At 61.3% G+C, this 21,456-nt stretch carries 22 protein-coding genes; 3 read left to right on the forward strand and 19 right to left on the reverse strand.

The features are described 5' to 3' along the window. Window positions 1–97: 97 nt before the first annotated feature. Window positions 98–667: a sugar ABC transporter ATPase gene (locus tag FFS13_RS13040; RefSeq protein WP_137819583.1), complete on the reverse strand. Its 570-nt coding sequence runs from the start codon at window positions 665–667 to the stop codon at window positions 98–100. 125 nt (window positions 668–792) lie between these two features. Here FFS13_RS13040 and xseA point away from each other — a divergent pair, with 125 nt between their 5' ends. The 3 genes from xseA (at window position 793) to leuA (ending at window position 5,011) form a co-directional block, all read left to right on the forward strand. Then, complete coding sequence (gene xseA / locus FFS13_RS13045) at window positions 793–2,172, forward strand: exodeoxyribonuclease VII large subunit (protein WP_171006481.1); 1,380 nt, start codon at window positions 793–795, stop codon at window positions 2,170–2,172. 65 nt (window positions 2,173–2,237) lie between these two features. Continuing rightward, window positions 2,238–3,068: a peptidoglycan DD-metalloendopeptidase family protein gene (locus FFS13_RS13050; RefSeq protein ID WP_137819523.1), complete on the forward strand. Its 831-nt coding sequence runs from the start codon at window positions 2,238–2,240 to the stop codon at window positions 3,066–3,068. Window positions 3,069–3,340: 272 nt separating this feature from the next. Further along, window positions 3,341–5,011 carry a 2-isopropylmalate synthase gene (gene leuA, locus FFS13_RS13055; protein WP_137819524.1) on the forward strand — a complete coding sequence of 557 codons (1,671 nt, stop codon included), beginning with the start codon at window positions 3,341–3,343 and terminating at the stop codon, window positions 5,009–5,011. Window positions 5,012–5,073: 62 nt separating this feature from the next. Here the strand turns inward: leuA and FFS13_RS13060 are convergent, their stop codons facing one another. The 18 genes from FFS13_RS13060 to FFS13_RS13145 all read right to left on the reverse strand — a co-directional run bounded on the left by FFS13_RS13060 (window position 5,074) and on the right by FFS13_RS13145 (window position 21,452). Beyond that, the gene (locus tag FFS13_RS13060) at window positions 5,074–5,868 is read right to left on the reverse strand and encodes an amidohydrolase (RefSeq protein WP_137819525.1); all 795 of its coding nucleotides are present in this window, start codon (window positions 5,866–5,868) and stop codon (window positions 5,074–5,076) included. Then, entirely contained in the window at window positions 5,838–7,004 is a 1,167-nt protein-coding gene (locus FFS13_RS13065) for a pyridoxal phosphate-dependent aminotransferase (protein WP_137819526.1), read from the reverse strand. The genes FFS13_RS13060 and FFS13_RS13065 overlap by 31 nt, the downstream gene beginning before the upstream one ends. 178 nt (window positions 7,005–7,182) lie before the next feature. Further along, entirely contained in the window at window positions 7,183–8,652 is a 1,470-nt protein-coding gene (gene der / locus FFS13_RS13070) for a ribosome biogenesis GTPase Der (RefSeq protein WP_137819527.1), read from the reverse strand. A 77-nt stretch (window positions 8,653–8,729) separates the two neighbouring features. Further along, the gene (gene bamB / locus FFS13_RS13075; protein ID WP_137819528.1) at window positions 8,730–9,881 is read right to left on the reverse strand and encodes an outer membrane protein assembly factor BamB; all 1,152 of its coding nucleotides are present in this window, start codon (window positions 9,879–9,881) and stop codon (window positions 8,730–8,732) included. Then, on the reverse strand, window positions 9,874–10,518 hold the full coding sequence (locus FFS13_RS13080) for a tetratricopeptide repeat protein (RefSeq protein WP_137819529.1): 645 nt from the start codon (window positions 10,516–10,518) through the stop codon (window positions 9,874–9,876). The genes bamB and FFS13_RS13080 overlap by 8 nt, the downstream gene beginning before the upstream one ends. A gap of 27 nt (window positions 10,519–10,545) precedes the next feature. Then, window positions 10,546–11,835: a histidine--tRNA ligase gene (hisS, locus tag FFS13_RS13085; RefSeq protein WP_137819530.1), complete on the reverse strand. Its 1,290-nt coding sequence runs from the start codon at window positions 11,833–11,835 to the stop codon at window positions 10,546–10,548. A 24-nt stretch (window positions 11,836–11,859) separates the two neighbouring features. Further along, complete coding sequence (gene ispG, locus FFS13_RS13090) at window positions 11,860–12,972, reverse strand: flavodoxin-dependent (E)-4-hydroxy-3-methylbut-2-enyl-diphosphate synthase (RefSeq protein WP_137819531.1); 1,113 nt, start codon at window positions 12,970–12,972, stop codon at window positions 11,860–11,862. Window positions 12,973–12,975: 3 nt separating this feature from the next. Next, window positions 12,976–13,974, reverse strand: a complete 999-nt coding sequence (locus tag FFS13_RS13095; RefSeq protein ID WP_137819532.1) for a RodZ domain-containing protein — start codon at window positions 13,972–13,974, stop codon at window positions 12,976–12,978. Further along, the gene (gene pilW / locus FFS13_RS13100; RefSeq protein WP_137819533.1) at window positions 13,974–14,732 is read right to left on the reverse strand and encodes a type IV pilus biogenesis/stability protein PilW; all 759 of its coding nucleotides are present in this window, start codon (window positions 14,730–14,732) and stop codon (window positions 13,974–13,976) included. The genes FFS13_RS13095 and pilW overlap by 1 nt, the downstream gene beginning before the upstream one ends. 13 nt (window positions 14,733–14,745) lie before the next feature. Beyond that, entirely contained in the window at window positions 14,746–15,894 is a 1,149-nt protein-coding gene (gene rlmN, locus FFS13_RS13105; protein ID WP_137819534.1) for a 23S rRNA (adenine(2503)-C(2))-methyltransferase RlmN, read from the reverse strand. A gap of 23 nt (window positions 15,895–15,917) precedes the next feature. Then, window positions 15,918–16,349, reverse strand: coding sequence for a nucleoside-diphosphate kinase (gene ndk, locus FFS13_RS13110; RefSeq protein ID WP_137819535.1), 432 nt, complete (start codon window positions 16,347–16,349; stop codon window positions 15,918–15,920). Between the two features lie 102 nt (window positions 16,350–16,451). After that, on the reverse strand, window positions 16,452–16,652 hold the full coding sequence (gene iscX, locus FFS13_RS13115) for a Fe-S cluster assembly protein IscX (RefSeq protein ID WP_137819536.1): 201 nt from the start codon (window positions 16,650–16,652) through the stop codon (window positions 16,452–16,454). Between the two features lie 10 nt (window positions 16,653–16,662). Next, on the reverse strand, window positions 16,663–17,001 hold the full coding sequence (gene fdx / locus FFS13_RS13120; RefSeq protein ID WP_137819537.1) for an ISC system 2Fe-2S type ferredoxin: 339 nt from the start codon (window positions 16,999–17,001) through the stop codon (window positions 16,663–16,665). Window positions 17,002–17,004: 3 nt separating this feature from the next. Next, on the reverse strand, window positions 17,005–18,870 hold the full coding sequence (gene hscA / locus FFS13_RS13125; protein WP_137819538.1) for a Fe-S protein assembly chaperone HscA: 1,866 nt from the start codon (window positions 18,868–18,870) through the stop codon (window positions 17,005–17,007). 42 nt (window positions 18,871–18,912) lie between these two features. Continuing rightward, the gene (gene hscB, locus FFS13_RS13130; protein WP_137819539.1) at window positions 18,913–19,434 is read right to left on the reverse strand and encodes a co-chaperone HscB; all 522 of its coding nucleotides are present in this window, start codon (window positions 19,432–19,434) and stop codon (window positions 18,913–18,915) included. 7 nt (window positions 19,435–19,441) lie between these two features. Further along, a complete protein-coding gene (gene iscA / locus FFS13_RS13135; RefSeq protein WP_119955965.1) occupies window positions 19,442–19,765 on the reverse strand; it encodes an iron-sulfur cluster assembly protein IscA in 324 nt (107 codons plus the stop codon). Window positions 19,766–19,809: 44 nt separating this feature from the next. Beyond that, window positions 19,810–20,196 carry a Fe-S cluster assembly scaffold IscU gene (gene iscU, locus FFS13_RS13140; RefSeq protein ID WP_137819540.1) on the reverse strand — a complete coding sequence of 129 codons (387 nt, stop codon included), beginning with the start codon at window positions 20,194–20,196 and terminating at the stop codon, window positions 19,810–19,812. A 41-nt stretch (window positions 20,197–20,237) separates the two neighbouring features. Beyond that, window positions 20,238–21,452: an IscS subfamily cysteine desulfurase gene (locus tag FFS13_RS13145; protein WP_137819541.1), complete on the reverse strand. Its 1,215-nt coding sequence runs from the start codon at window positions 21,450–21,452 to the stop codon at window positions 20,238–20,240. Window positions 21,453–21,456 lie beyond the last annotated feature (4 nt).

Raw genomic sequence — 21,456 nt, forward strand, 5'->3', positions numbered from 1 at the left:
TACCCACGCAGCCCTTACTGCTCAATGTAAACCGTCGATTTACCCTGCAACCGTTTCCCTTAGCCCGCAGTACGCAGCCAGTCGGCAGGGCCCCGCGTTACAAGCGCACCTGCACCAGCGTTACCAGCCGTCCCAGCCGCTCGGCGAACTCATCGAGAAAACTGGCCTTGAAATGGCTGCCCACCCAGTTATTGAAAATAAAGCCCAGGTTGGAGAAGGCGCAGGGCTGGAGGAACATAAACCCGTTGAGATCATCCTCATGACCGCACTCAGGGCAGGTGAAGTTATCGGTGTGGCCGGGCATCCACTCTTCCAGGCTGTCGAAAAGCGCCTCGCCGATTTCCCGGCGGCACTCGGGGCAGCCAGCTTCCTCCAGAAAGCCCTTATAAGGAGTGAAGATGCAGCGCTTGGTGACGATCTCCAGGCCATTACAGGCCTGACCAAACGGCAGATAGTCGCTCAGTTCGGCTCCGACGGGGATATTCATCACCGCGCGCGCGCCCTCGGCGATGGCATAACCCATACGATTGCCGCCACGCGCACAGGTGCTCGGCTGCGCCGCAACGATATTGCGCTGCACCAGCCAACGCAGGATCGAGCGGGCCTTGGCCTCATGGCCGGGGAAGGTAGAAATCTGCGGAACGATGATGGACTGCTGCTGATTCATGGGCATGGGCGCACTACAAAGCGGGAGTAGCGCGCAGTTTAACAGGCCACGGGCCAGCCCCCGCACGAGCCAACTGCGCAAACACCACCTTTGGCCTGACGCACAAAGCCTTTATCATGCCTGCCATGATTAAAGACCCCTTCCAGCGTCTCGGCCTCGATCGCGAAGTCCTTACCGTCAGCCAACTCAACGGCCGCGCCCGCGTGTTGCTGGAGGACGTGTTCGCCAATATCTGGGTCGAGGGCGAAATTTCCAATCTGGCCAAACCCGCGTCCGGCCACCTCTACTTCACCCTGAAAGACAGCCAGGCGCAGGTACGCTGCGCCCTGTTTCGGCAGAACGCCGCGCGCGTGCGCCAGGCCTTACGCGACGGGCTGGCGGTCAAGGTGCACGGCAAGGTCTCGTTGTTCGAAGGCCGTGGCGACTATCAGCTGATTCTCGACAGCGTCGAACCCGCCGGCGATGGTGCCTTGCGCCTGGCGTTCGAGGCGCTGAAGGAGAAACTCAGCGCCGAAGGCCTGTTCGCCGCCGCACAGAAGATTCCACTGCCTGCGCACCCGCAAAGGATCGGCATCATCAGCTCGCCGACGGGCGCGGTGATTCGCGACATCATCAGCGTGTTCCGCCGTCGCGCACCGCAGGTCCAGCTGACCCTGATCCCCTCCGCCGTGCAGGGCCGCGAAGCCATCGCGCAGATTGTCCGCGCCCTCGAACTGGCCGATGCCCGCGGCTTCGATGCGCTGATCCTGGCCCGTGGCGGCGGCTCGCTGGAAGACCTCTGGTGCTTCAACGAAGAAGCCGTCGCCCGTGCGGTAGCCGCCTGCCGGACGCCAATCGTCAGCGCCGTCGGCCACGAGACGGATGTGTCGATCAGCGATTTCGTCGCCGATGTCCGCGCGCCCACGCCTTCCGCCGCCGCCGAGTTGCTGGCGCCGGACTCCAGCGACTTGCAGCAACGCCTGAACAGCCTGCACCGCCGCTTGATCTTGCGCATTCAGGATCGCCTCGGTCGCGAGCGCCTGCGCCTGGAAGGCATCGCCCGACGCCTGCGCCATCCCGGCGAGCGCCTGCGCCAACACGCGCAGCGCCTCGATGATCTGGACATGCGCCTGCGCCGAGCCCTCGAACGGCAACTGAACAACCGCCGCGAACGCCTGGCCCGCCTCGATACACGCCTGGCGGCGCAGCATCCAGGACGCGTCCTGACCCTGCTGCGCCAACGCCTGGACAGCCTGGCCGAGCGCCTACCGCGGGCGATTCGTGAAGGCCTGAAAGAGCGCCGCCTGCAGTTGCAAAGCCAGGTGCAAACGCTGCACGCGATCAGCCCGCTGGCCACCCTTGGCCGCGGCTACAGCATCCTCCTCGACGACCGCGGCCAGGCGATCCGCAGCGCCGGACAAACCCGCCCCGGCCAGCGCCTGAAAGCCCGCCTAGGCGAAGGTGAACTGGACGTGCGCGTCGAGGACAATCATCTGACGCCGGTCACCCTTTCCCTACTCGATTGATACGCCGTCGGCGGATGAGAAAAGCCTCATCCGCCCGACCCAGGCCTGAATTCAAGAAGAAATCCATGCGCTTACTCATCGCCCTGCTGCTCTGCCTTGCCCTGCCCGTGCATGCCGAAGGCTTTATCAGCCGCCTGCTGAACAAGCCGGTGCCCGGCGGCGTCGCCGTGGTCGACCTCGGCACCGGCGGCAGCGCACCCACCGCCACCTATCAAGGCAAGCCGGTGCTGGTGGTGCACGAGGAAGCCAGGCGCTGGATTGCCATAGTCGGCCTGCCGCTGACGGTCAAACCCGGTAGCCAGCAACTCAGCGCCCAAGACGCCAGCGGCACACGCAACCTGAGTTTCAAAGTCGGCAGCAAGCATTACGCCGAACAGCGCATCACCCTGAAGAACCAACGCCAGGTCAACCCGAACCCCGCCGACCTGAAGCGCATCGAACGCGAACTGAGCGAGCAGACCCGCGCCTACCAGAGTTTCAGCCCCGGCACGCCGAGCAACCTGCTGCTGGACAAACCGGTCAACGGCCCGCTCTCCAGCCGCTTCGGCCTACGCCGCTTCTTCAACGGCGAAGAGCGTAACCCCCACGCAGGCCTGGATTTCGCCGTAGCCGCCGGCACCCCAATCAAGTCCCCGGCGGCGGGCAAAGTGACCCTGATCGGCAATTACTTCTTCAATGGCAACACGGTGTTCGTCGACCACGGCCAAGGCTTTATCAGCATGTTCTGCCACCTGTCGAAAATCGACGTGAAGCTCGGCCAGCAACTGAGCCGTGGCGGCGTGATCGGACGCGTCGGCGCCACCGGCCGGGCGACCGGCCCGCATATGCACTGGAACATCAGCCTGAACGACGCCCGCGTCGACCCGGCCATCTTTATCGGCGCCTTCCAGCCCTGAAGGCCGCATGGGCAAACCCGCTACCGAGTGCTAAAAGGCCGCGCAATTTGCACGGCCTTTTGCTTACTACAACAGAATAAAATCTCAATAAACTCACATAAACGAACACTTATTCCATTTTTACAGCAATGCTTGCCAGCTTTCACCTCTATCGCTAGGGTTGGCAGCATGAACATGGCCCGCAACCAAAGTGCTTAACAGCACGGCTCGCCCCTCTCTCTCGCTTTATCGGCTGGCCGCCCTTATCCGGCCACGACTAAAAGGATTGCCCCATGAGCATGCTCAAAGACCCGTCGAAGAAATACCGCGCCTTCCCGGCCATCGACTTGCCCGACCGCACCTGGCCGGCGAAGACCATCAGCGCGGTGCCGATCTGGTGCAGCTCCGACCTGCGCGACGGCAACCAGTCGCTGATCGAACCTATGGATGCGGTGAAAAAACTGCGCTTCTGGAAGACCCTGGTCAAAGTCGGCGTGAAGGAAATCGAAGCGTCTTTCCCGTCCGCGTCGCAGACCGATTTCGACTTCGTGCGCAGCCTGATCGAAGACGGCCATATCCCGGACGACACCAGCATCCAGGTCCTCACCCAGGCCCGCGAGGACTTGATCCAGCGCACCTTCGAGTCCTTGCGCGGCGCGAAAAAGGCCATAGTCCATCTGTACAACGCCACCTCGCCGTCCTTCCGCAAGATCGTCTTCAATCAAGACAAGCAGGGTGTGATCGACATCGCCGTGAACGCCGCCAAGTTGTTCAACCAACTGGCCGCACAGCAGCCGGAAACCCAGTGGACCTTCCAGTACTCACCGGAAACCTTCAGCGCCACCGAGCTGCCGTTCGCCGTGGAAGTCTGCAACGCGGTGCTCGACGTCTGGCAGCCGACGCCTGAGCGCAAGGTGATTCTCAACCTGCCGGCCACGGTGGAAGTCGCCACGCCGAATATCTATGCCGACCAGATCGAGTGGTTCGGCCGCAACATCAGCCGCCGCGACAGCGTGCTGATCAGCCTGCACACCCACAACGACCGTGGCACCGGTGTGGCCGCCACCGAGCTGGGGCTGATGGCCGGTGCGGATCGCGTGGAAGGCTGCCTGTTCGGCAACGGCGAACGCACCGGCAACGTCGACCTGGTCACCGTGGCGCTGAACCTGTACACCCAGGGCCTCGATCCACAACTGGATTTCTCCGACATCGACGCCGTGCGCAAGGTGGTCGAAGAGTGCAACCAGATTCCGGTGCACCCGCGCCACCCCTATGTGGGCGACCTGGTGCATACCGCGTTCTCCGGCTCGCACCAGGATGCGATCCGCAAGGGCTTCAGTCAGCAGCAGGCCGATGCGGTGTGGGAAGTGCCCTACTTGCCGATCGACCCGGCGGATATCGGCCGCAGCTACGAGGCGGTGATCCGCGTCAACAGCCAGTCCGGCAAAGGTGGCATCGCCTATCTGCTGGAGCAGGAATACGGCATCAACCTGCCGCGGCGCATGCAGATCGAGTTCAGCCAGGTGGTGCAGCGGGAAACCGATCGCCTGGGCCTGGAGATGAGCGCCCAGCAGATCTACCACCTGCTCGACCGCGAATACCTGCAAGCCACGGCGCCTTACGCGCTGAAGAGCCATCGCCTGCAGGAAGAGAACGGCACCAGTGCGGTGGATCTGGAAGTCAGCGCCCATGGCGAAACCCAGCACTGGCGCGGTATCGGCAAAGGCCCGCTGGAAGCCATGGTGGCCGGCCTGCCGGTTAGCGTGGAGATCATGGACTACTCCGAGCACGCCATCGGCGCCGGCACCAACGCCAAGGCCGCGGCCTACCTCGAACTGCGCGTCAACGGCGGCCGCGCCCTGCATGGCGTCGGTATCGACGAGAACCTCACCACCGCGAGCTTCCGCGCGCTGTTCAGCGCACTGAACCGAGCCTTGAGCCAGGCCGAAGCGCAAGCCGCCTGAAGCAGGCCGCGCTATAAAGCAAAACGCCGGGCAATGCCCGGCGTTTTGCTTTATAGCGCGCGTCAAGGCCTCAGATCGAAGCCATCGGCATCCAGATTGGCCGGGAAACGCTGACGGTAAGCCGCCAGCTCGGCAGCCGACAGGTTGACCCGGAAGACCCCATCGCCCTGCGCCACATCCAGCAGCGTCTCGCCCTGGAAATCCAGCACCTGGCTGTCGCCGCTATAGGCGAAACCCTTGCCGTCGGTGCCGACCCGATTGACCGCGGCCACATAACAGAGATTCTCGATCGCCCGCGCCGGCAACAGCCGGTTCCAATGCTGGCGGCGCGCGGCCGGCCAGTTGGCGGTGTAGAGCAACAAGTCGGTGTCCTGCGGATCACGGCTCCACACCGGGAAGCGCAGGTCGTAGCAAATCAGCGGGCGAATCCGCCAGCCTTTCAGCTCCAACTGCACCTGCCGTTCGCCCGGGCTGTAATGCTTGTGCTCGCCGGCCATGCGAAACAGATGGCGCTTGTCGTAGTGCAGCACCTCGCCATCCGGGCGCGCCCACAGCAGGCGGTTGCGATGGCTGCCGTCCGCCGCCCGAATGATCACGCTGCCGGTCAGCACGGCGTTCAAGCGCTGCGCCTGCTCACGCAGCCAGGCGTAGGCGGCGCCCTCTTCCGGCTCGGCCAGAGCGGCCGAGTCCATGGAGAAGCCGGTGGTAAACATCTCCGGCAGGATGATCAGATCCGCGCCATGCGCCTGCTCGAGCAAGCGCTGGAAATGCGCATAATTGGCGGCCGGGTCATGCCAGGCCAGCGTGGTCTGGATCAGCGCCAGTTTCAGATCGGGCAACGCACTCGGATCGCGCATAGTTTTTCTGCCGCCTGACCCAGAGTCTCTTCGCGCTTGGCAAAACAGAACCGCACCAGGCGCAGATCCTTGGGCGCTTGTTGATAGAACACCGAGACCGGAATAGCCGCGACCCCGTGTTCGCGGGTCAGCCACTCGGCCATCGCCACATCATCCAAGTCTGGACGAATCAATGAATAGTCGACCAGCTGGAAGAAGGTTCCCGCCGCCCGGGTAAAGCGAAATTTCGAGCCGGCCAACAGGTCGCAGAACAGGTCGCGCTTGGCCTGATAGAACGCCGGTAACTCGCTGACATGTTCCGGGTGCTCGGCCATAAAGTCCGCCAGCGCCCACTGCAGCGGGGTCACGCCACAAAAGCTGACGTACTGGTGCACCTTGCGCAACTCGGCACTCAAGGCCGGCGGCGCCACCACGTAACCGGTCTTCCAACCCGTGACGTGGTAACTCTTGCCAAACGAGCTGACCACGAAGGCGCGCCGATACAGCTCTTCATGACTGAGCACGCTGTCGTGCTGGGCACCGTCGAACACCAGATGCTCATAGACCTCATCGCTGAGCAGGTAGATATCGCGCCCACGGATCAACTCGGCCAGGCGATCCAGATCCGCCCGGCTGATCAGCGCCCCACTGGGATTGTGCGGACTGTTGAGAATGATCAGGCGCGTGCGCGGGCTCAAGGCATCGCTGAGGCGCTGCCAGTCGAGCGCGAACGCCGGCTGGCTCAGCGGCACATGCACGCAGCGCCCGCCCGCCAACTCCACCGAGGGCTCGTAGCTGTCGTAACTGGGGTCGAAGACGATCACCTCATCGCCCGGCCGAATCAGCGCCTGGATGGCGCAGAAGATCGCCTGGGTCGCTCCCGGCGTGATGGTGACCTCATGCTCGGCGCTGACGCTGCGGCCATAGCAGCGGGCAATCTTCGCCGCCACCTGCTCGCGCAGCGCCGGCAGGCCGGTCATTGGCGCGTATTGATTATGGCCGGCCGCAACATGCCGACAGACCGCCTCACGCAGGGCCTGCGGGCCATCGAAATCGGGAAAGCCTTGAGAGAGATTCAGCGCGCCGACTTCTGCGGCGAGCTGGGACATGCGAGTAAAGATGGTGGTGCCGACATTTGGCAGTTTGCTGATGATCATCGCGCCTTCCTTATTGACCCATCGCCGCAGCGCTTCGACCCGCGACCGCAGCGCTTGGACACCGCGCCAGTCAACGACGCGGGTCCGGCAGGATAGCGGATCGTTCGCCCATGAAAAAGGGCGCCAGCGGCGCCCTGTTCAACTGCTCACGAGCCCGGCTCGCGGTCTCCACCGACTGTCAGCGCTTGTCTTTGCGCTTCTTGTCGGCTTTCTTATGGTGCGACATCAACCGGCGCTTCTTGTTGACCTGGCGATCGGTCAGGGTGTTCTTGTTGCCTTCGTACGGGTTTTCACCACCCTTGAACTCGATACGGATCGGCGTACCGACCAGTTTCAATACGCGCCGATAGGTGTTCTCCAGGTAGCGGACGTAGGACTTCGGCACCTTCTCCACCTGGTTGCCGTGGATCACGATCAGTGGCGGGTTGGCCCCGCCCAAGTGGGCATAACGCAGCTTGATCCGGCGGTTATTGACCATCGGCGGCGCGTGCTCACCGACCGCATCCTCGAGGATCTGGGTCAGGCGGCTGGTCGGCCAACGGGTGATCGCCGACTTGAACGAGGCCTGCACCGACTGGTACAGATTGCCGACACCGGTACCGTGCAGCGCGGAGATGAAGTGAATGTCGGCGAAGTCGACGAAGAACAAGCGGCGTTGCAGCTCGGTCTTCACGTAGTCACGCTCACCCGGCTCCATGCCGTCCCACTTGTTCAACGCGATGACCAGCGCACGGCCGGTTTCCAGCGCGAATCCCAGCAGGTTGAGGTCGTGGTCGACCACGCCTTCACGGGCGTCCATGACGAAAATCACCACGTTGGCGTCTTTGATCGCCTGCAGGGTTTTCACCACCGAGAACTTCTCGACCTCTTCCGAGATCTTGCCGCGTTTGCGCACCCCGGCGGTGTCGATCAGCGTGTACTTCTCGCCGTTGCGCTCGAAGGGAATATAAATACTGTCGCGCGTGGTGCCGGGCTGGTCATAAACGATCACCCGGTCTTCACCGAGCATGCGGTTGACCAGGGTCGACTTGCCGACGTTGGGCCGACCGATGATGGCGATCTTGATGCCATCCTTCTCGCTCGGGCCGGGGATGCGCTTGGCTTCTTCGCCTTCGGCAACCACCTCACCCTCGAGCGGTTCGTCCTCGAGCGCATCCTTGGGGAATTCGGACAAGGCCGCTTCGAGCATCTGGCTGATACCACGACCATGGGCCCCGGCGATCGGCAAGGCGTCGCCCAGGCCCAGGGGGCTGAACTCGGCACGGGCCAGGTCCGGGTCGATGCTGTCGACCTTGTTCGCCACCAGGAAGCAACGCTTGTTGCGCTTGCGCAAGTGCTCGCCAATCATCTGGTCGGCGGCCGACATGCCGGCCTTGGCATCCACCAGGAACAGCACGGCATCGGCCTCTTCGATGGCCAGCAGCGACTGCTCGGCCATTTTCGAGTCCATGCCATCTTCGTCACCGGAAATACCGCCGGTATCGATCAAGATGTAGGTTCGCCCTTGCCACTTAGCCTCACCGTACTGGCGATCACGGGTCAGACCAGACAGATCGCCGACGATAGCGTCGCGACTCCTAGTCAGGCGGTTAAACAGGGTGGACTTGCCGACGTTCGGGCGGCCCACCAGGGCGATTACGGGAACCATGCGGCCCCTCCACTCAATTTCAGAAAACACAAAGGCCGCTGCCGTCAAACGGCAGCGGCCGGACACTAGATCACAGCTTAGCGGATGGTCAGCGCGACCAGATCTCCGCTATTGCCGAAGGCATACAGCCAATCACCGACTACCAGCGGACGTGCACGCAACCCGTCGCTGTCGATACGTGTGCGGCCAACGAAACGACCATCCACCTGGCTGACCAGGTGCAGATAACCTTCAAAATCGCCGAAGGCTACGTAACTGGAGAACACTTCCGGAGCCGACAGCTGGCGACGAGCCAGAGCTTCGTTACTCCACAGCGCCGAGGCGGAGCGCTCGTCGACACTTTCAATGCTACCGTTGGCCAGGCTCACGTAAACGTTGCCGAGACCCTGGGCCAGACCGACGTTACTGGAGGCTTCGCGCTGCCAGAGAATGCGCCCGCTTTCCATGTCCAGCCCGGCAACGCGGCCCTGATAACTCACGACATAGAGCGTAGTGTCGGAAAGCACCAGACCGCCGTCGATATCGACCACGCGATCCAGCTCGGAACGGCCTTGCGGTACAGCCACACGCTGCTCCCACACCGGCAGACCACGCTGAGTATCCAGCGCGATCACCTTGCCGCTGGACAGACCTGCAAACGCCAAGCGGTTGGTGACAATCGGCGCACCGGTGCCACGCAGGGTCAAGACTGCCGGGGTGTTTTCGTAGATCCAGCGCTGCTTGCCGGTTGCCGCATCCAACGCGATCAAGCGGTCGTCCTGGGTCTGCACTACGACCACGTCACCGTTGGTAGCCGGCGCAGCCAGTACCTCACTGGTAACCCGCGCACGCCACTTTTCCTCACCGTTGGCAGCATCCAGGGCAATCACTTCGCCCTTCAGCGTGCCCAGCAGTACCAGGCCATAGCCCGCACCCACGGCACCCGAGACCGGCAAGTCGAGGTCTTGCTCCCAGAGCTTGTCGCCGCTGAAGCGGTTGAGTGCCAGCACTTCGCCGTTTACGTCAGAGGCGAAGATATGATCGCCATCCACCGCGGGCACCAGCATATTGAAGGAGTCGCCCTGGCCATCGCCCACCGAGCGGCTCCACTCTTTTTTCAGCTCGACTTCTTCGGTGAAGTCGGGCAGCTCGGCCGGTGGCAGTTCCTTCTTGCTATTGCTGCTGCAACCCGCGGCCAGAACGGCCAGGGCCAGCAGTGCGGCATATTTCCAGCGCATCACGTCACGCATCCCCTTTCGCCAGGTCGTCGAGCTTCATTTGTAAACCACCCACCGCAGCTTCGTCCGACAGCGCTGCCTTGGCCTTCTCGTAGGCGGTATGCGCCTCATCGCGACGGCCCAGCTTGACCAGCAGATCACCTTTCAGCTCTTCGCGACTGGCCAGGAAGGCCTGCTCCGCATCGCCTTCCAGCAGCTTGAGCGCATCTTCGGCCTTGTTTTGCGCGGCCAACACACGGGCCAAGCGTTGGCGAGCCAACTCGCCCAGGGTGTCATCGGCCGGCTTGGCGACAACCGCTTGCAGCTCAGCCGCCGCATCGTCCAGCTTGCCCGTGTCTACCGCGACTTTAGCGACGAACAGGCTGCCGTACTGGGCGTAATGGGTACCACCGAAGTCTTTCTTCAGCTTGTTCGCCAGCTCAGCCACTTGGCCCGCATCCGGCTGGCCACTCGGGTTAAACGCGGTTTCCAGCAGTTGCTGGTAGACCAGCGAAGCACCTTGAGCCTGGTTGCTCTGGTACTTCTGCCAAGCCTGCCAGCCAAAGACCACCACCAGCGCCAAGGCACCCCCGGTCAGCAGGGGTTTGCCATTGCGCTCCCACCAGTCCTTGATCAGCGCCAGCTCTTCATCTTCAGTACGCGACGTCACCCCAATACTCCTTAATTCGCTGAATGCTCAAACCTGCTTCAGGCAGGCTACCAGATGCTCAGGCAGAGCATCCCAGGCAATATTTTGTTGTTCGCCCTGACCACGAAGGGGCTTGAAACCTATCACTTGCTGAGCCAGTTCGTCCTCGCCCAGTACCAGGGCGAACAATGCACCGCTCTTATCGGCCTTTTTCAACTGACTCTTGAAGCTGCCGGCCCCGGCATTCACCTGCAAACGCAGACCCGGCAACTGATCGCGCAAACGCTCGGCCAGCGCCAGCCCCGCCAACTCGGCCGGCTCACCGAAGGCACAGAGGTACAGATCGACCTGGCGGGCAATTTCGGCGGGGACCTGCCCCAGGGTTTCCAGCAGCAAGATCAGCCGCTCGATACCCATGGCGAAACCAACACCGGCGGTCGGCTTGCCGCCCATCTGCTCGACTAGACCATCGTAACGACCACCGGCGCACACCGTGCCCTGGGCGCCGAGCTGATCGGTGACCCACTCGAACACGGTCTTGCTGTAGTAATCGAGGCCGCGCACCAACTTGGGGTTGAGCACATAGGGAATGCCGGCGGCATCCAGACGCGCCTTGAGGCCGTCGAAGTGAATCCGCGACTCTTCGTCGAGGTAATCCGCCATCTTCGGCGCATCGGCCAACAGGGCCTGGGTCTCCGGCACCTTGCTGTCGAGAATCCGCAGCGGGTTGCTGGCCAGGCGCCGCTTGCTGTCTTCATCCAGCAGCTCGAGACGGGCCGACAAATACTGCACCAGGGCTGCACGGTAATTCGCCCGCGCCGCACTGGTGCCGAGGCTGTTCAACTCCAGCTTCACCGCATCGCGAATGCCCAGCAGACCCCAGAGGCGCCAGGTCAGCAGGATCAGCTCGGCATCGATGTCCGGCCCGTCGAGGTTAAAGACCTCCACGCCGATTTGGTGAAACTGGCGATAACGACCTTTCTGCGGCCGCTCATAGCGGAACATCGGGCCGATGTACCAGAGTTTCTGCACCTGACCGCCACCGGCAATACCATGCTCCAGTACCGCGCGGACGCAGCTGGCAGTGCCTTCCGGACGCAGGGTCAAGGAGTCGCCATTACGGTCGGCGAAGGTGTACATCTCCTTCTCGACGATATCCGTGACTTCGCCGATAGAGCGCTTGAACAGCTCGGTGACCTCGACGATCGGCATGCGGATCTGCCGGTAGCCGTAGCCATCCAGCAGGTTTGCCACAGCACCCTCGAAGTAGCGCCAGAGCGGCGTCTGCTCGGGCAGAATGTCGTTCATGCCACGAATGGCTTGTAGAGACTTACTCACACGCAATCCTTAGTATTCTTGGCTCTAGCCACGGGCGATCAGCGCCGCGTCGGCTTCGACCTTTTCGGCCGCCTTCTGGCGAATCAGCTTTTCCAGCTCATCCACCAGGTTGTCATTGGTCAGTTTCTGCGCCGGCTTGCCGTCGATGTAAATCAGGTTATTCGGCGTACCACCGGTGAGGCCGATATGCGCCTCCTTGGCTTCCCCGGGGCCATTGACGATACAGCCGATCACAGCCACATCGAGCGGCACCAAGAGGTCTTCCAGGCGGCCTTCGAGCTCATTCATGGTTTTGACCACATCGAAGTTCTGCCGCGAGCAACTCGGGCAGGCGATGAAGTTGATGCCACGAGAACGCAAGCGCAGCGACTTGAGGATGTCGTAACCGACCTTGACCTCTTCGACCGGATCGGCGGCCAGGGAGATGCGGATGGTATCGCCAATCCCATCGGCGAGCAGCATGCCCAAACCAACAGCCGACTTGACGGTACCCGAACGCAGGCCACCCGCTTCGGTGATACCCAGGTGCAACGGCTGCTCGATCTGCTTGGCCAGCAGCCGATAAGCCGCAACCGCCATAAATACATCGGAGGCTTTGACGCTGACCTTGAAGTCCGGGAAATTCAGCCGATCCAGATGCTCGACGTGGCGCAGTGCCGACTCGACCAAGGCTTCCGGAGTCGGCTCGCCGTATTTCTTCTGCAGGTCTTTTTCCAGGGAACCGGCATTGACGCCGATGCGGATGGAAATACCCCGGTCACGCGCCGCATCGACCACCGCCCGGACGCGATCTTCGCGGCCAATATTGCCCGGATTGATCCGCAGGCAATCGACTCCCAACTCGGCGACGCGCAAGGCAATCTTGTAGTCGAAGTGGATGTCGGCAACCAGCGGTACCTGGACCAGTAGCTTGATCTTGCCAAACGCTTCAGCAGCATCCATATCCGGCACAGACACACGCACGATATCGGCGCCGGCCTCTTCCAATCGACGGATCTGCGCCACAGTGGCGGCGACATCGCAGGTGTCGGTGTTGGTCATGCTCTGCACAGCGATAGGCGCATCGCCGCCCACAGGAACGGAGCCAACCCAAATCTTGCGCGATTGGCGACGGATGATTGGAGATTCGCCGTGCATGGTTTATTGCCCCAACTTCAAGCGTGCCGTTTCGCCACTGGTAAAGGGCGCGACATCCACCACCTGACCGTTGTAACGGACCTGTGCGCCGCGCGCATAACCCAGACGCAACTCCAGAGGCGCTTTACCGCTCAACTCCAGCCTCTCGCCCTTGCGCTTCAGGCCGCTGGCCAGCACTTTGCCACTGGCATCCGTCAGCTGGATCCAGCAGTTGGCGCTGAACTCAAGACCCACCATACCGTCACCTACTGCCGCAACTGCGGGAGCGGGAGCTTGAGCTGCGGCAACAGGCGCTGAAGGTGCGACGGGAATCACGGAGGGAGCTACCGGGGCCACGGCGACCGGTGCATTAGGCGCAAGCACAGGGCTGCTAGCTGCCTGAGGTGTAGCGGCAGTGTCCGGTAGGGCCGCCTCGGGCTGCGCAGCCAACTCGGGAGACACCTCAGCCAGGCCAGGTTCGCCCGCGCTCTGAGCAGCGGCTACCGCCTGATCTTCCGGCTCGTCCAGCGGGTGAATCTGCGTAGTGCCGTCGGCACTCTCTACTTCAACGTGCTCCAGGCTGCCCCCGGCCGGCTCGCCAGCGCGGCCTGCCGACTGATCCTGCCACCAGAGAAAACCGATACCGGCCAGCACTAGCAGTAGGACAAAGCTGACTAAGCGCAACACGCTCTGCGACAAACGCACGGGTTCTTCGATGCGCCCCAGACCATGCACGCTACTGCCAGTGGCATCGGTCCCGGTGTAGTGGTCGAACTCCTGCACCGCCAGGCTCTGATCCATTCCAAGCAATTTGGCATAAGCGCGCACGTAACCACGGGCAAAGGTATGCCCCGGCAACTGATCGAACGCACCCGTCTCGAGCTGGCTCAGACGCTGAGTCGTCAAATTGAGCTGCGCAGCCACTTCGGCTAACGACCAGTCCTTAGTTTCGCGGGCCTTACGCAGAGTCTCGCCTGGATTGCTGCGAGTCACAGCTAGAGCTTCGGGATGCACCGCTTTCATCATTGCTCCGACAGGTATTGCTGATATTCCGGGGTACCGGGATAAAGGCGTTTGAGTTGCAGGCCTAGGCTGGCGGCTTTATCCCGATCTTCGAAGATGTTGGCGAGACGCGAGCCGAGCAGCAAGCTGCGCGAACTCTGCTCGCTCAAGGCACTGTAACTCTCGTAATAATCCCGCGCGGGCACATACTCTTTGTCCGCAAAGGACAACTCGGCCATCTCTAGCAGGGCCCGCGGCTGGCGCTTGTTCAACCGCAGAGAGCGCTCAAAATACTTCTTCGCCTCAGCGCGCTTATTCAGCTTGAGCGCCGTCATGCCCAGATTTTCAAACACCCGCGAACGCTCGGGGTACAGGTTATCTTGGGCCGCCTGCTGGTAACGCTCGAAAGCCTCTTGGTAGCGCCCCTGCTCAAACAGGAAGCTACCGTAATTATTCAAAAACCGCGGATCGTTGCTGCGCTGCGAAAGCGCTTTGCGGAAATGCTCGTCAGCGAACTCAGGCTCCATCTCGATCTGGAACAGCAGCGCGAGTGCCGCGTGCGCATCGGCATTTGCGGGATCAAGCTCCAGAGCCTTCTTCAGCGGAACCTTGGCCTTCTCGGTAGAACCCTGCTGCAGGTAGCCAATTCCAAGCTGGATATAGGCATCACGCGCTTCGTCGCGGCCTTTATCGGTTTTCATCGGATCGACGTTGCCCGTGGACACGCAACCTAGCAGTAAGCTGGTGAAAAACAGAAGCAGCGCGGCGCGCAAGGTCATAGAGATACTACCTTCAGGTTCGGTTTACAGCGGTACGGGGCGCGTCAGCCTCGTTGCTCAGCTCGCGCACGGCAATGTAGCGCTCGCTACGCCGGGTACGGTCCATTACCTGACCGACCAACTGCCCACAGGCAGCGTCAATGTCTTCGCCGCGCGTAGTGCGCACGGTGACATTGTGCCCGGCTTTATACAGCAGGTCTTGGAAACGGCGAATGGCGTTGTTGCTCGGCCGCTCATAACCGGAGAAGGGGAAGGGATTGAACGGGATTAGATTGATCTTGCAAGGCACATCCTTGAGAAGTGCGATCATCTCCTCGGCATGCTCAGGCTTATCGTTCACATCCTTAAGCAAGGTGTATTCGATCGTCAGCACACGCTTCTCGCCAAGCCGCGCGACGTAACGCTTGCAGGCCGCCAGCAAGATCGCCAACGGGTACTTCTTGTTGATTGGCACCAGCTTATTGCGCAGCTCATCGTTAGGCGCGTGCAAAGACAGCGCCAGAGATACGTCAATGACTTCGCCCAGCTTGTCGATCATCGGCACCACGCCCGAGGTGGACAGGGTCACCTTGCGTTTGGAGATGCCATAACCGAGGTCGTCCATCATCAGGTGCATGGCGGCGACCACGTTATCGAAGTTCAGCAGCGGTTCGCCCATGCCCATCATCACCACGTTGGTGATGGCGCGATCGATCTTCGCCGGCACACTGCCGAACGATTTGTTGGCAATCCACACCTGACCGATCACCTCGGCGGCGGTGAGATCGCTATTGAAACCTTGTTTACCGGTGGAGCAGAAACTGCAATCCAGCGCGCAACCGGCCTGCGAGGAGACGCAGAGGGTGCCGCGATTGCCTTGCGGGATATACACGGTCTCGACACAGCTGCCAGACGCCACGCGGACCACCCACTTGCGGGTACCGTCGGTGGAAATGTCTTCGCTGACCACTTCGGGACCGCGAATCTCGGCGCAGGCCTTGAGCTTCTCGCGCAAGGCCTTGCCGACATTGCTCATGGCGTCGAAGTCATCGACGCCAAAGTGGTGAATCCACTTCATCACCTGACCGGCACGGAAACGCTTCTCCCCGATAGAGTCGAAGAACTGTTCCATTTCAGGCTGGGTCAGACCCAGTAGATTGATTTTGCCGGCAGCTTCAGTCATGGCCTCACCCTCGCACGTTCGCCTTAGCGAATGCGCGCGCACACTTCGGTAGCGGAGAAGAAGTAAGCGATTTCACGAGCAGCAGCAGCTTCGGAATCCGAACCGTGGACAGCGTTGGCGTCAATGGATTCGGCGAAGTCGGCACGAATGGTGCCGGCAGCGGCTTCTTTAGGGTTGGTAGCGCCCATCAGTTCACGGTTCTTGGCGATTGCGTCTTCGCCTTCCAGTACCTGGACGACAACCGGGCCGGAAATCATGAAAGCAACCAGATCGCCGAAGAAGCCACGGGCGCTGTGCTCAGCGTAGAAACCTTCAGCTTCAGCCTTGGACAGCTGCTTCATCTTCGAAGCAACGACGCGCAGGCCGGCTTTTTCGAAACGGGTAGTGATTTCGCCAATGACGTTTTTAGCAACGGCATCAGGCTTGATGATGGAGAAAGTGCGTTGAACAGCCATGTGAAACTCCAGAAACAAGGATTAAAGCCAAAAATTAAACCCGCGAATTATACGCGGGTTCAGGTTAAATGCGTAGGGCTGACGCCCGAGGGTTGAACGGGCTCAGTCGGCCTCTTCGATCCAGGCCGCCTGAATCGCCTCGAGCACCTTCTCGCCGCCGTGCTGCGGGTCATCATTGAATTCCGGCAGTGCCAGCACCCAACTGTGCAGATCGACAAAATTGACGTAACGCGGATCGACCTCCGGCTTGCTTTCCGCCAGCTGGATAGCGATTTCCAGCACATCAATCCATTTCAATGTCATACCGGAACCCTCAGTGCCTTTCCGAAACCTGGTTGATGTTGTACTTGGGAATCTCGACCACCAGATCGTCTTCCGCCACTACAGCCTGACAGGAGAGACGCGACTCAGGTTCCAACCCCCAAGCCTTATCCAGCATGTCTTCTTCAAGCTCATCGCCTTCGGCCAGCGAGCGGAAACCCTCACGCACCACGACATGACAGGTAGTACAGGCACAAGACTTCTCACAGGCATGCACAATATCAATACCGTTGCGCAGCGCGGCATCGAGGATGGTCTCGCCTGGTTGCGCGTCAATCACCGCCCCTTCAGGGCAATGATCGGCATTGGGCAGAAAAACGATCTGCGGCATCAATTATTCCTCAATTTCATTCAGACGGCGTCCAGCCAGCGCAGCCTTCACCGTGGCATCCATACGGCGCGCGGCAAAAGCATCGGTAACCTGGGACAGGCGCTTGGTTTGCTGCTCGATGGCCGGACCATCGGCCCCCACCATCAACTCGCGCAACTGCTGCATGTGCAGGTCGATCACAACGCGCTCTTCCTCACTCAGCAGACGCTGACCATCGACTTCCAACGCCGCCTGCACGGCTTCGAGCAGACGCTCGGCATCCACCTGCTGCTCACGCAGAGCGCGCGCAAGCTTGTCATCACTCGCGTTACGGAAAGAGTCCTGCAGCATGCGAGCGATTTCGCCATCGGTCAGGCCATAGGACGGCTTCACCTGAATGCTCGCCTCCACACCCGAACCGAGCTCGCGCGCAGCGACACTCAGCAGTCCGTCGGCATCCACCTGGAAGGTCACGCGAATCTTCGCCGCGCCCGCCACCATTGGCGGGATACCGCGCAATTCAAAATGCGCCAGGGAGCGGCAATCACTGATCAGCTCGCGCTCGCCCTGCAGCACATGGATCTTCATGGCCGTCTGGCCATCTTTATAGGTGGTGAAGTCTTGCGCCCGCGCCACCGGGATAGTGGTGTTGCGCGGAATCACCTTCTCCATCAACCCGCCCATGGTCTCCAGGCCGAGCGACAGCGGAATCACATCGAGCAGCAACAGCTCTTCGCCCTCACCACGCTTATTACCCGCCAGGGTGTCCGCCTGGATCGCAGCCCCAATGGCCACCACTTGATCCGGGTCGATATCGGTCAATGGCTCACGCGCAAACAACTCAGCCACAGCCGAGCGCACACGCGGCACGCGGGTGGAACCACCGACCATCACCACCGCTTCGACTTGTTCAATCTCGATACCTGCATCGCGCACCGCCCTGCGGCAGGCCTTGAGGCTGCGCGCCAGCATCGGCTCGATCAACGCCTCGAAATGTTCACGGGTGAGCACGCCGCGCCACGCTCCGTGCGCCACCTCAACCGCCGCGGCGCTGGTCAACGCCTCTTTGGCGGCACAAGCACCGAGCAACAAGCTGCGCTGGGCACCCGGCTCGATATCCGCGGAGAGCCCCGCCTCCTGCACTATCCAGCCGGCGATCGCGTGATCGAAGTCATCGCCACCCAGCGCACTATCGCCACCAGTCGCCAACACCTCGAAGACCCCGCCGGTCAGACGCAAAATCGAAATATCGAAGGTGCCGCCACCCAGGTCATAAATCGCCACGACGCCCTCGGCCTGCTGATCGAGGCCATAAGCCACCGCCGCCGCCGTCGGCTCATTGAGCAGGCGCAGCACGTTGAGCCCGGCCAGTTTCGCCGCATCTTTGGTGGCCTGGCGCTGGGCATCGTCGAAATAGGCGGGAACCGTGATCACCGCACCGACCAACTCGCCACCCAGCGTGGCTTCGGCGCGCTGACGCAACACCTTCAAAATATCGGCCGACACCTCTACCGGGCTTTTCGGCCCCTGCACGGTGTCGATAAACGGCATATGCGACTCACCACCGACGAAGCGGTAAGGCAATTGCTCGCCCAGTTGCTTGACGTCAGCCAGGCCACGCCCCATCAGGCGCTTGACCGACAACACGGTGTTGAATGGGTCACTGGCAGCTGCCGCCTTGGCGGCCTGCCCCACCTCCACGCGATCCGCGTGGTAGCGCACCGCGGACGGCAGGATGACCCGACCCTCGGCGTCAGGCAAAGGCTCGGACAAGCCGCTGCGCAATGCAGCGACCAGCGAATTGGTAGTCCCCAGGTCAATCCCCACCGCCAAACGACGCTGGTGCGGCTGCGGGCTCTGTCCGGGTTCAGCGATCTGCAGTAGGGCCATGCTTGTCTGCGTATCAGGCGCGCCGCCGAAGCAGCGCGGAGGTTAATCGTCGAGGCGCTCTTCCAACTGGCGCACTTCGTAGCCGAGCTTGTCGAGGAACTGCATGCGTCGCATCAGGCGTTCGGCCTCTTCACGGCGCGCAGCGTCATCCCAACAGGCTGCAAAGCTTTCGTTGAGCTCATCCTGAGCAATCTTCAGGCGGCGCTTGAAGGTCGCCACGCCAGTCAGATCCGCGCTGTCCTGCAGGTCTTCCAACTCTTCACGCCAGTGCATCTGCTGCAAGAGAAACTCAGGGTCTTGCACCGTCACTTCTAGCGGCAGCTCACGACCGCGCAACGCCAATAAATAGCGCGCGCGCTGCGGAGCATTTTTCAGCGTTTGATAGGCTTCATTGAGGCTGGCGGAGTGCTCCAGCGCAAGCCGTTGCTCGCGCTCGGAAGCATCCGCAAAGCGATCCGGATGAACACTGCGCGCCAGCTCGCGATAACGCGCGGCCAGCTGCTCAAGATCCAAACGGAAGCTCGGCTGCAAATCAAATAAGGCGAAATGACAAGGGGTACCCACAGCAGCCTCAGATGTTGAAGCTCTCGCCGCAGCCACATTCGCCGCGCACGTTGGGGTTATTGAACTTGAAGCCTTCGTTCAAACCTTCCTTGACGAAGTCGAGCTCAGTACCGTCGAGGTAGACCAGGCTCTTCGGGTCGATGATCACCTTGACACCGTGACTCTCGAACACCTGATCTTCACTCTGAGCCTCATCAACGAACTCCAGCACGTAGGCCAGGCCAGAGCAGCCCGTGGTACGAACACCCAAACGAATGCCCTCGCCCTTGCCCCGCCCGTCAAGGGAACGACGCACGTGCTGAGCAGCTGCTTCGGTCATGCTGATAGCCATCGGAACTCCTTATTCGTAGAGCGGTTATGCATAGAACCCTTTACTTAGAGCAAACCTTTCTTCTGCTTGTAGTCATGCACGGCCGCCTTGATGGCGTCCTCGGCGAGTACAGAGCAGTGGATCTTCACCGGCGGCAGCGCCAGTTCTTCGGCCAGCTGGGTGTTTTTGATGGTCTCAGCCTCATCCAGCGTCTTACCCTTCATCCACTCGGTGGCGAGGGAGCTGGAAGCGATCGCCGAACCGCAGCCGTAGGTCTTGAACTTGGCATCTTCGATCACGCCGTGCTCGTTGACCTTGATCTGCAGACGCATCACGTCGCCGCAGGCCGGCGCACCGACCATGCCGGTGCCGACATTGGGGTCTTCCGCATCCATCTTGCCGACGTTGCGCGGGTTTTCGTAGTGGTCAATGACCTTTTCACTGTATGCCATGGTGCTATTCCTCTCTCATCAGGTGCCGCTCATCGGCAGCGTTAGTGTGCCGCCCATTCGACCTTGGACAGATCGACACCCTCTTTGAACATGTCCCACAACGGCGACAATTCGCGCAACTTGGTAACCGCCTCGCGAACCTTCTGCGCGGCGTAATCGACCTCTTCCTCAGTGGTGAAGCGGCCGAAAGAGAAACGGATCGAGCTGTGCGCCAGCTCATCGTTGCGGCCCAAGGCGCGCAGCACGTAAGACGGCTCCAGCGAGGCCGAGGTGCAGGCCGAACCGGACGATACCGCCAGATCCTTGAGCGCCATGATCAGCGACTCGCCTTCGACGTAGTTGAAGCTCAGGTTGAGGTTGTGCGGCACACGGGCAGTGGTACTGCCGTTCACATACAACTCTTCAAGGCCATCAACCTGCTTGAAGAAACGATCACTCAGAGCACGAATCCGCTCGTTTTCCTGCACCATGTCTTCCTTGGCAATCCGGAAAGCTTCACCCATGCCGACAATCTGGTGAGTCGCCAGGGTGCCGGAGCGCATACCACGCTCATGACCACCACCGTGAGTCTGGGCTTCCAGGCGCACACGCGGCTTGCGACTCACATAAAGTGCGCCAATGCCTTTCGGGCCGTAGGTTTTATGGGCGGAGAAGGACATCAGATCGACCTTGAGCTTTGCCAGGTCGATCTCCACTTTGCCAGTGGATTGAGCCGCATCGACATGGAACAGCACGCCACGGGAGCGCGTCAGCTCACCAATGGCCGCGATGTCGTTGATGGTGCCGATTTCGTTGTTGACGTGCATAACCGACACCAGAATGGTGTCTTCCCGCAGGGCCGCCCCGACCATCGCCGGCGTGATCAAACCATCTTCGCCCGGCTCGAGGTAGGTAACCTCGAAACCTTCGCGCTCGAGCTGCCGGGTAGTGTCCAACACGGCCTTGTGCTCGATCTTCGAGGTGATCAGGTGCTTGCCCTTAGTCGAGTAGAAGTGCGCAACCCCCTTGATCGCCAGGTTGTCGGACTCGGTAGCACCGGAGGTCCAGACGATCTCGCGCGGATCGGCGTTGACCAGTTCAGCCACCTGACGACGCGCATTCTCCACCGCCTCTTCAGCCTTCCAGCCAAACACGTGGGAGCGCGACGCCGGATTACCGAAGTTGCCATCGACCAACAGGCACTCGCTCATCTTCTGCGCAACACGCGGATCGACCGGTGTCGTCGCGGAATAATCGAGATAAATCGGCAATTTCATTGAT

It is taken from the genome of Pseudomonas sp. 2FG, from assembly GCF_005502935.1.
Classification (GTDB): domain Bacteria; phylum Pseudomonadota; class Gammaproteobacteria; order Pseudomonadales; family Pseudomonadaceae; genus Aquipseudomonas.